Source organism: Shewanella sp. MBTL60-007, from assembly GCF_019654915.1.
In the GTDB taxonomy this organism is placed as follows: domain Bacteria; phylum Pseudomonadota; class Gammaproteobacteria; order Enterobacterales; family Shewanellaceae; genus Shewanella.
Map to the genome: position 1 here is coordinate 1 of NZ_BPET01000099.1, position 9,214 is coordinate 9,214.

At 41.8% G+C, this 9,214-nt stretch carries 8 protein-coding genes; 7 read left to right on the forward strand and 1 reads right to left on the reverse strand.

The window, feature by feature from the left end:
- Nucleotides 1–388: 388 nt before the first annotated feature.
- The 7 genes from K5Q92_RS22920 to dmpI all read left to right on the forward strand — a co-directional run bounded on the left by K5Q92_RS22920 (nt 389) and on the right by dmpI (nt 8,368).
- Entirely contained in the window at nt 389–1,393 is a 1,005-nt protein-coding gene (locus tag K5Q92_RS22920; protein WP_220771144.1) for a BMP family protein, read from the forward strand.
- 139 nt (nt 1,394–1,532) lie between these two features.
- On the forward strand, nt 1,533–3,122 hold the full coding sequence (locus K5Q92_RS22925; RefSeq protein ID WP_220771145.1) for an ABC transporter ATP-binding protein: 1,590 nt from the start codon (nt 1,533–1,535) through the stop codon (nt 3,120–3,122).
- On the forward strand, nt 3,119–4,249 hold the full coding sequence (locus K5Q92_RS22930; protein ID WP_220771146.1) for an ABC transporter permease: 1,131 nt from the start codon (nt 3,119–3,121) through the stop codon (nt 4,247–4,249). The genes K5Q92_RS22925 and K5Q92_RS22930 overlap by 4 nt, the downstream gene beginning before the upstream one ends.
- A gap of 3 nt (nt 4,250–4,252) precedes the next feature.
- Nucleotides 4,253–5,218: an ABC transporter permease gene (locus K5Q92_RS22935; protein ID WP_220771147.1), complete on the forward strand. Its 966-nt coding sequence runs from the start codon at nt 4,253–4,255 to the stop codon at nt 5,216–5,218.
- A gap of 716 nt (nt 5,219–5,934) precedes the next feature.
- Nucleotides 5,935–6,741 carry a hypothetical protein gene (locus K5Q92_RS22940; RefSeq protein WP_220771148.1) on the forward strand — a complete coding sequence of 269 codons (807 nt, stop codon included), beginning with the start codon at nt 5,935–5,937 and terminating at the stop codon, nt 6,739–6,741.
- A gap of 108 nt (nt 6,742–6,849) precedes the next feature.
- Entirely contained in the window at nt 6,850–7,605 is a 756-nt protein-coding gene (locus K5Q92_RS22945; RefSeq protein WP_220771149.1) for a hypothetical protein, read from the forward strand.
- Between the two features lie 556 nt (nt 7,606–8,161).
- The gene (dmpI, locus tag K5Q92_RS22950; RefSeq protein WP_220771150.1) at nt 8,162–8,368 is read left to right on the forward strand and encodes a 4-oxalocrotonate tautomerase DmpI; all 207 of its coding nucleotides are present in this window, start codon (nt 8,162–8,164) and stop codon (nt 8,366–8,368) included.
- Between the two features lie 273 nt (nt 8,369–8,641).
- On the opposite strand, the gene K5Q92_RS22955 is transcribed toward dmpI, so the two are convergent.
- Nucleotides 8,642–9,214: hypothetical protein (locus K5Q92_RS22955; RefSeq protein WP_220771151.1), on the reverse strand; the 573-nt coding region annotated here is incomplete at its 5' end.

Genomic DNA, 9,214 nt, shown 5'->3' on the forward strand with positions numbered 1-9,214 from the left:
GGCGGTTTTGGCTGTTGTTTATTTGTCCTTTAATTGCAATTTGAGTTATCCGCTTGTATTTAAAGATTAATCCGCCGTTTAGGTTGGGGTGTTTTGTCTTGCTTTTGGGATAATTCTTTCTTTGTAGGCGCAAGATTATTTAATCGTCGTTTCACGGGATTTAAAGCGTGATTTTGCGCAAATTAAGGCGATTTTTTGTATTAAAAGTACAACTGCTAGCTTTTTAGCTCTGGCTGATTTATGGGCTTTAGGGGCACTAGCAATCCTATTCGGTGCTGCTGTAAGCTCTGGTTTCTTGATCTTAAATGATGGCTTCAAGCTCGGGGTTTTTACTGCTTAAAGCTGTCAATAATACGAAAAATAATACTTATACCTTATAAGGACGAGAATGATGAAAATCCTGAGCGCAACTGCTGCGGCAGTCACTTTAGCTATGTGTTCGTTTGCAGCTACTGCTGCAGACTTCAAGCCTGCTGTTGCATTTGATACAACGGGTAAGTTCGATAAATCTTTCAACCAAGCCGTTTATCAAAATGGTGTTTTGAAGTTTAACGAAAGCTCAGATGTCGAAGTACGTGAATTCGTACCTTCAAATGATGCGCAGCGTGAGCAGGGCCTTGAGCGTTTAGCACGCCGTGGTTTTAGCCCAATCGTTGTTGTTGGCTTTATGTATGGCACTGCTCTTGAAAAAGTGGCTAAGAAATACCCTGAAACTGAATTCGTTATTATCGACTCAGTAGTTGATCTTCCAAATGTTAAGTCACTTGTCTTTAAAGAGCACGAAGGTTCATTCCTTGTTGGTGCACTTGCTGCGATGAAGTCTGAAACTAACAAGATTGGCTTTGTTGGCGGCATGGATATTCCGCTAATTCGTAAGTTTGCTTGTGGTTACGAGCAGGGTGCGAAATTCATCAGCCAAGATGCAGAAATCTTCCAAAACATGACTGGTTCGACTATTGCTGCATGGAATGACCCTGCGCGTGGTGCTGAGCTTTCTAAGAGCCAGTTTACTAAAGGCGCTGACGTAGTCTTCGCTGCTGCTGGTGGTACTGGTGTTGGCGTTTATCAAGCTGCTAAAGATGAAGGTAAGTACGCAATTGGTGTTGATTCAAACCAAAACTATTTACACCCAGGCGTAATGCTAACTTCTATGGTTAAGTTAGTTGGTGTTGCCACATTTGAAGTATTCAAAGACGCTGAAAAAGGCACGTTTGTTGCGGGTATTGATAGCCGTGGTCTTAAAGAAAATGGCGTTAACTGGGCATTAGACGAGCATAACCGCGCACTTGTGACTCCAGAAATGGAAGCAAAACTTGCTGATATCACTAAGAAAATCGTTGCTGGTGAAATCGTTGTTCATGACTACATGAAAGACAACACTTGTAAATACTAAGCAGTATTAACATAGATAAAGCTCTCTGGTTTATGACTGGGGAGCTTTGTTGTAAGTGGTAATTTTTAAGAGTTAATTTTCAAATCCATATTTGATCAATGTTTAGTCATCAATGCCTGCTTAGGCATTTGAGATAATTATGACCATGTCCATACACGAAAAAGAAAAATCCGATGAGCGTCCCGTTGCCCTTGAGCTTCGTGGTATCGACAAACGATTCGGCGCTGTTCATGCCAATAAAGATATCTGCTTAAAAATTCCTGCTGGCACTATTCACGGTATTATCGGTGAGAACGGTGCAGGTAAATCCACCTTGATGAATATCATTTATGGTTTCTACACCGCAGATAAAGGTCAGATCCTAATTGATGGCATCGAGCGCAAGCTGGCTAATTCTAAAGAAGCCATCAGCTATGGCATCGGTATGGTGCATCAGCATTTTATGTTGGTTGATAATTTTACCGTGCTTGAAAACGTTATATTAGGTGCTGAAGAGGGCGGTTTACTTAAACCTAGCCTGAAAAAAGCGCGTAAAGAACTTGAGCGTTTAGCCAAAGAATACCAACTGGATGTGCCACTCGATAGCCTTATTGAAGAGCTGTCGGTTGGATTACAGCAGCGAGTCGAGATCTTAAAGGCGCTATATCGCGGCGCAAAAATCCTGATTCTAGACGAGCCTACAGGCGTACTGACGCCGCAGGAAACTGAACATTTATTCCATATTTTCGATGCCTTGCGGGCGCAAGGTGTCACTATCTTATTGATCACCCATAAGCTTAAAGAGATCCTTTCTGCCACTGATAATGTGTCGGTGATGCGCCAAGGGGAAATGGTTGCCCATAGAGAAACTGCTCACACCAATAAAGAAGAGCTCGCTGAGTTGATGGTTGGCCGTAAGGTTCGCCTTAAAGCCGAGAAAAGCGATGCGAATCCAACTGAGGTTTTACTTTCAACCCATAAGCTTACCTATACCGATTCAATGGGCGTAGATCGCCTGAAAGAGGTGTCGATTGAGATTAAGGCGGGTGAAGTGGTTGGCGTTGCAGGCGTCTCTGGTAATGGTCAATCAGAGCTATTAAGTGCACTTGCCGGCCTTATCACACCAACCCGTGGTTCAATTAAGGTTGGCGGTAAGGTGATTGATGCCAACAACCCTAGTTGCGCCGATGAAATGCGCAAACTAAAGGTTGGCCACATACCGGAAGACAGACTAGTCATGGGGCTAATCAAGTCTTTCACCGCCGAAGAATCTGCCATTCTTGGTCATCATAATCAGTCGCAGTACAACGGCCATTTATTGAATAAGCCTAAGTACATTACCTCTGAATGTAAGCGCTTAATGGATGAGTGGGATGTTAGACCGCGAGATCCTAAGCTGAAAAGTTCACTATTTTCTGGTGGTAACCAGCAGAAGCTGATCATTGCCCGCGAAGTGGACCAAGACCCTGATATCTTGTTGATTGGTCAGCCGACTCGTGGTGTGGATATTGGTGCGATTGAGTTTATTCACAAACGTATTATTGAGTTACGAGAGCAGGGCAAGGGCATTTTACTAGTATCTGTTGAGCTAGATGAAGTGATGTCACTTGCTGACAGAATAATCGTGATGTTTGACGGCCATGTGGTTGGTGAGATTGATGCCAGCAAGGCAGATGAGAAAACTTTAGGAATGATGATGGCAAATATTATGCCTGATGAGCTGGTTGCGGATAATGGAGCTCAAATATGAACGACTCTAAAATCCCATCTTGGGTAAATATTTTTGTTTTACCTTTGATTAATATCATGTTTGCTTTTGCGTTTGCAGCCGGTATTTTCCTTGCGGTAGATGTGAATCCGATCGAAGCGGCTGGCGTGATGGTACGCGGAGCCTTGGGTTACCAAGAGGGTATTGGTTATACGCTCTATTATGCGACTAACTTTATCTTTACTGGTTTAGCTGTGGCAATGGCATTTTCTGCTGGCCTATTTAACATTGGTGGTGAAGGTCAAGCTTATATGGGCGGCTTAGGTGTAGGTCTTGCCTGTTTAGCACTCGATAGTACTTTGCCTTTCTGGGCATTACTGCCAATTACCATGCTTGCCAGTATGTTGTTTGGCGCGCTGTTTGCGCTGATCCCGGCTTACTTACAGGCATACCGTGGAAGCCATATCGTTATTACCACCATCATGTTTAACTTTATCGCTTCAGCGTTAATGGTTTATCTACTGGTAAACGTACTTAAGCTTGAAGGGCAGATGGCGCCGGTATCGCGGGTATTTGAAGATAGCGCTGGCTTACCTATGTTCCATGAGATGACCCAATGGTTTGGGATCTCCTTCTCGCAATCACCAATGAATCTGAGCTTCTTTATTGCGCTTATCTGCAGTGTACTTGTTTGGGCGCTGCTGTGGCGTACTCGCTGGGGTTATGCCATCCGCGCAATGGGCGCTAGCCCAAGTGCTGCCGAGTATGGCGGTATCAACTATAAGAAACTGATCATTGTGGTAATGCTTATCTCTGGTGCGCTATCAGGCATGATGGGCTTGAACGAAGTTCAAGGTTATAGCCAGCAGCTAAAACTCGACTTTGTTGCAGGTTATGGTTTTACCGGTATTGCCGTGTGTTTGATTGGCCGTAGTCATCCAATTGGTATTATCTTAGCCAGTATTCTATTTGGTGTGCTTTATCAAGGCGGCGCTGAACTGTCGTTTGATTACCCGAATATTGACCGTGAAATGATTCAAGTGGTGCAAGCGTTAGTAGTGTTGTTTAGTGGTGCATTGGCATTGATGCTAGTTAAACCGACTGAGAAGCTGTTTGTGTTTCTTGATCAAAAGAAAGCAGCCCTAGGCAGCGTTAAGGCGGAGGCATAAATTATGTTTGAGAATATCATTCTAATCTTAGATGCAACCCTAAGGGTATCGGCTCCACTTATTCTTGCTGCACTTGCTGGTCTTTTTTCTGAGCGCTCAGGTATTGTCAACATTGCTCTCGAAGGCAAGATGCTCTCTGCAGCTTTTGCCGCTGCGGCAACGGCTACAGTGACAGGCTCAGTTTGGTTTGGCCTGCTAGCGGGTATCGGTGTTTCTGTGATGCTGTCACTGGTACACGGTTTTGCGACCATTACTCATCGTGGCGACCAAATCGTATCTGGTGTAGCAATCAACATGTTAGCTGTGGGCTTAACCGTTACGCTTGGTCGTTTCTGGTTCGGTTTAGGTGGTCAAACACCAGCGCTAACTGATGATTCTCGCTTTACTGCTATCACACTACCATTTGCAGATGCATTAGCCGATGTGCCAGTTATTGGCATGCTTTATAGCCAGCTAATATCAGGGCATAACTTCTTAGTGTATCTGTCGCTGTTTGCAGTACCAGCGGTTTACTGGGTGGTTTATAAAACCCGTTTTGGCCTCAGACTGCGTGCAACAGGTGAAAACCCACATGCGGTAGATACCGCAGGTATCTCAGTTGCGTGGATCCGTTACCGTGCACTGATTATTGCTGGTGTATTAGCGGGTATGGCGGGTGCTTACTTATCGACTGCTCACAGCGCAGGCTTCGTACCGAACATGAGTGCGGGTAAAGGCTTTATCGCATTAGCGGCGTTGATTTTCGGTAAGTGGAAGCCAGTACCAGTATTGTTTGGTTGTTTGCTATTTGGTTTCTTAGACGCGATTGCAATTCGTCTGCAAGGTGTTGAGTTACCACTGGTTGGCGAAATCCCAGTGCAAGCGATTGAGGTATTGCCATATATCTTAACCGTGTTGCTACTAGCGGGCTTTATTGGCCGCGCAGTGGGGCCAAAGGCAATTGGTCAACCTTACGTTAAGTCTCGTTAATTTTCGTACATAACGAACTTTTCGATTGAGATTAAAGAGTTTACTTGAGCCGATATTTGTAATGTTTGGCTCAGTAAACTCTTTTTGTTTTCTAGGCCAAAACTGGGGCTTATCAGGCTGCGCCTGAGCTGAATGCAATCAAACTTTGTTTGACCTCTAAGTTAGACTTCGTCTAACAATTAAAGTCGTGGCGCTTCGCCCACACCCTAGAAGGAAGCAATCAAACTTCGTTTGATAAAGGTCGTGAGCTTCCAGCTCACACTCGGGCAAGGAGGACTGCTCGTCCTTATCCTCCTTGCATCCACCATGACGCCCCAGACGAAGTTGTCACCCTCGTACTTATGGATAAATCGCTAACGCTTCCGATGGGGCATCCTGCCCCGCGAAAGCTAGCCAGACATCCATGTCTGGACTTACGCGATTTATTCCAACGTACTTCGGCAACTCCGATGGGGACTTGGTGTTTTCTGTGAGAGTAGTAGCTAAGTTTTCCTCTTTTCTAGTTACTGCCTACTTTAGATATGACAACAAAAATCATGCTCACTTTGCAATTTATCGTGCTCGTTTATTCATTGATATTCTGGTAGAGTTCTTATAAATCAATAGCTTTGCTTTAGTGAGGCTTTAATAATAGGTTTATTAAATGTGCATGCGTGTTTTTGCTAAATACGTGCGCATGCGCACTATATAAATGTTAGCAATCAAGGAGGTATTAAATGGGTCTATGCGTATATTGTGATAAAGATAAGTCGTTGACTAGAGAACATATTCTTCCTTCGTTTGTGTATAAGTACCAAGAGAGCAACAAAAAAGGAAAAACATCTGGATGGAGAGAAAAGCCACAAAAAATAATCGGGGGTGAAGCAGTAATTAAAGATGTTTGCGCAGAATGCAACAATGTTGTTTTGGGGGCTCTTGATGGGCATGCAAAACACGTGCTTGAAAAGGCAGGGGTGTTTACCTCGAATTTCAAAAAAAGCACATTATATCTTGAGTATAATTACAATGAGCTTTCTAGGTGGTTGCTAAAAGTTGCTTATAATTCGTCTAGAGCTAGCGGCAAACACCAGGGGGTCTTTGAGAAATTTAAAGGGTTTATTCTTGAGGAAAGTTCAGATTCCTCCCAATTCATTATTTCCGTCGGGCTGTTTAAATCTCTAAAGTTAACAAAAGACCAATATCATGAATACGGAAAAGATTTGGATGCTGATGAACATCGATATGTAAATCCATTTTATCCAAGAATATCATGGGCTCCACAAACACCAGCAGGGTTTTCAGTTAAGCAAATCGTAATAGGTGCTTTGGTGTTTCACGTTGTTATTTTCAATGATGGTATCTCACGTGATGAGCGTAAAAGGCTCATTAAACAGTATTTAGAAATATGCAAAGGCATGAGTTTACTGAGAAAAAATGAGAAAAAAGCTAAAGTCTGCCAAATCCCGCTCACTTTCATTGACTCGATGCAACATCACATGCTCAGACCAGAAGTCGAGCCTCACTTAGCTAAATTGCTAACATAAACATAAAGGTGACTCGTTATACTCGGCGGTTTTGGTATGGAGTTCGGTGCGCTTGGTAAGTTTATCGTGGAGCACCTTATGTTCGGCGTTATGTAATTTGAGGTAATAATGGGCGAAGTTGTAATGCTAAATGAGAAATTAGTTTTGCCTCTATTGGCAACATTAGGAGCATCCCTGACGGTATTGTTTATACAGTTCAATACACTCAGAGTTAAAGAGACGAAGCAGAAAGTGTATGCAGTGTCTTATATCGTCCACCAATGTTACAAAATTTTGTTTTCTGAGCTAAGTATTTTGAAAGCGACAGTTATTCCGCATATAAAAGCCATTGAGAGGATTTTAGACGGTGACGAGGATTTACTTTTGACTATGTTTTTAGCTGATGAATTTGATATTTTAAAAGCTCCTCCACCAAAGCTAACTCACTTACCCGATGAGTATTTGTTACTTGTTGGCTACGATGACATGCATTTAGCTAGTATGTATGAAACTCTTGTTTATTTAAAAAGTGATGATACTTGTCGGCTAGACCTCAATAACTTTGTTCGAAAAGATCTAAAAAATAGGCATGCATTTTTATCTTTGGATAGCAAAGCTCAAGTTGATATCTTACACGAGTACTATGATCACTTAACTACTATTGAGCACGTGACCAAGAGAAAAATATTTTTCATTGTATACAGCGTTTTACCTAAGTTTTTCAACTATATAAAAACGTATAGATTTTGGTTGTATTCCAAGAAGAGTATCAATAATGAGAAGTCGCGTATCAAGCAAGTACTTTCTAACTACAAAGAATTTGTACCAAAGGCTGATTTTGGAGAGCAGTCAATGAATGGTGGAATACAGAAAGAAATTACATAACAAAAACATCAAGGTGACGCTTTACACTCAGCAGTTTTGGATATGTCGTGGATATATCGGGTCAGAGTAAACATTAAAATACCTAGCTTAACGTCCCCGATTTAGCTTACAGAAAACACCCATTCCCCATCGAAGTTGCCGAAGTGCGTTGGAAACTCTTTATAAACCAGAGCTGCGTGATGCCGACATGGATGTTAGCGTAGCTTTCGCGGGGCTGGCCGTTCCTTGGCATCCGTGCCACCACGGCATTTGTGAATCCATTCACATCAGATGTCTCATCGGAGGCGTTAGCTATTTATCCATAACTATGAGGCTCGTACTCAATGCATGTAACTTCGTCGGGGTGGCTGGACTTTTATCAAGCGCGGCTTGATTGCTTAGTCCTGATATATTGGTTCAGATTAAATATTCAATTGGCTAAATAGAAATGCGTCGTTCTACCCATTAGTAAATAAATTAAATGACGCTTGGTTTTACCTCTGTAGCGTCAAATATTTCTTAGCTAGAAAAATATGCAATAATGCTGGTGGGCACGATAATAACTAAGGACGGTTTTATGCCATTTATTGCTTTCGAATCAGGTCAATTAACGGATGACGTAAAAGAGCAACTGATTGAAAAGTTGACAGAAGTTGCAGTTGAAATTACGGGGATACCTAAAGAGCTATTTTTAGTTTCTATTAGAGAGCAACCTGATAATAATATTGCAGTTGGGGGTAAAAGTGTGCAGCAGATTAAGAAAGAAATAGCACAACAAACCTAATGCGACACTTACTTTATTGTTTTTAGTGCGGCATGCACTGGCTTGCTATGAATTGCATCGTGGGATTGATTGCCATGTTTTTCTAGCCAGTGTTGATGCTGCAAATCGATTAAACTAATTTAGTAGGTTTCATTCAATATAATTAGAAGTCATTAGAACCCATGCATGATGTCAACTTCATGCATGGGATTGATTTTTTATAACTATTACATGGTAGAAGAGTAAAAGCTGAAATGTAAAATGAACACTTATATTCTTAAGTGCTTTTATACACTATGGGCCACACATAAAGCTTTCGTCACTTGAGCCGTCTACATGCTCATATCCAACACAAACTTCAAAGGGCTCATCTTCACCATCATTGTAATTAAAATTAAACCAAAAATCCTCAAATTCGTCGCTCATTTCATCCATGTAATCTTCTAGCCAATTAAAATAATCATTGAAATCATCTTCCTCCTCATCTTCCTCCTCATCAGTGGGAGGAGCGTCACTTCTCCTTGCTGAACTGGACTGGATATTGTCGTCAGCTATATCTTTACTTGTTCTATTTAACTCGTTGTGTAATTGCTTATCAAAGCTTTTTAATTCGCTGTTTATAGATATTTCGAAGCCTCTTCTTCTGATTTTTCCACCTTTATTAACATCAAAAAAAATGACGTGCTTATTGTTAATCCCCTTACTTGTTTTAAAGAAAGCCTTTTTGGAAAGCCTATTTAAAACCGCTGCGGTTTTCTTAAATCTGTCTTTTTTATTCTCAATCTTTGACAAAATATCAAAGGTTACTCTTAAGTCATTGAATATTTTAGGTGATATGGTTTTTTTGTTAGTGGATTCTAATGACAA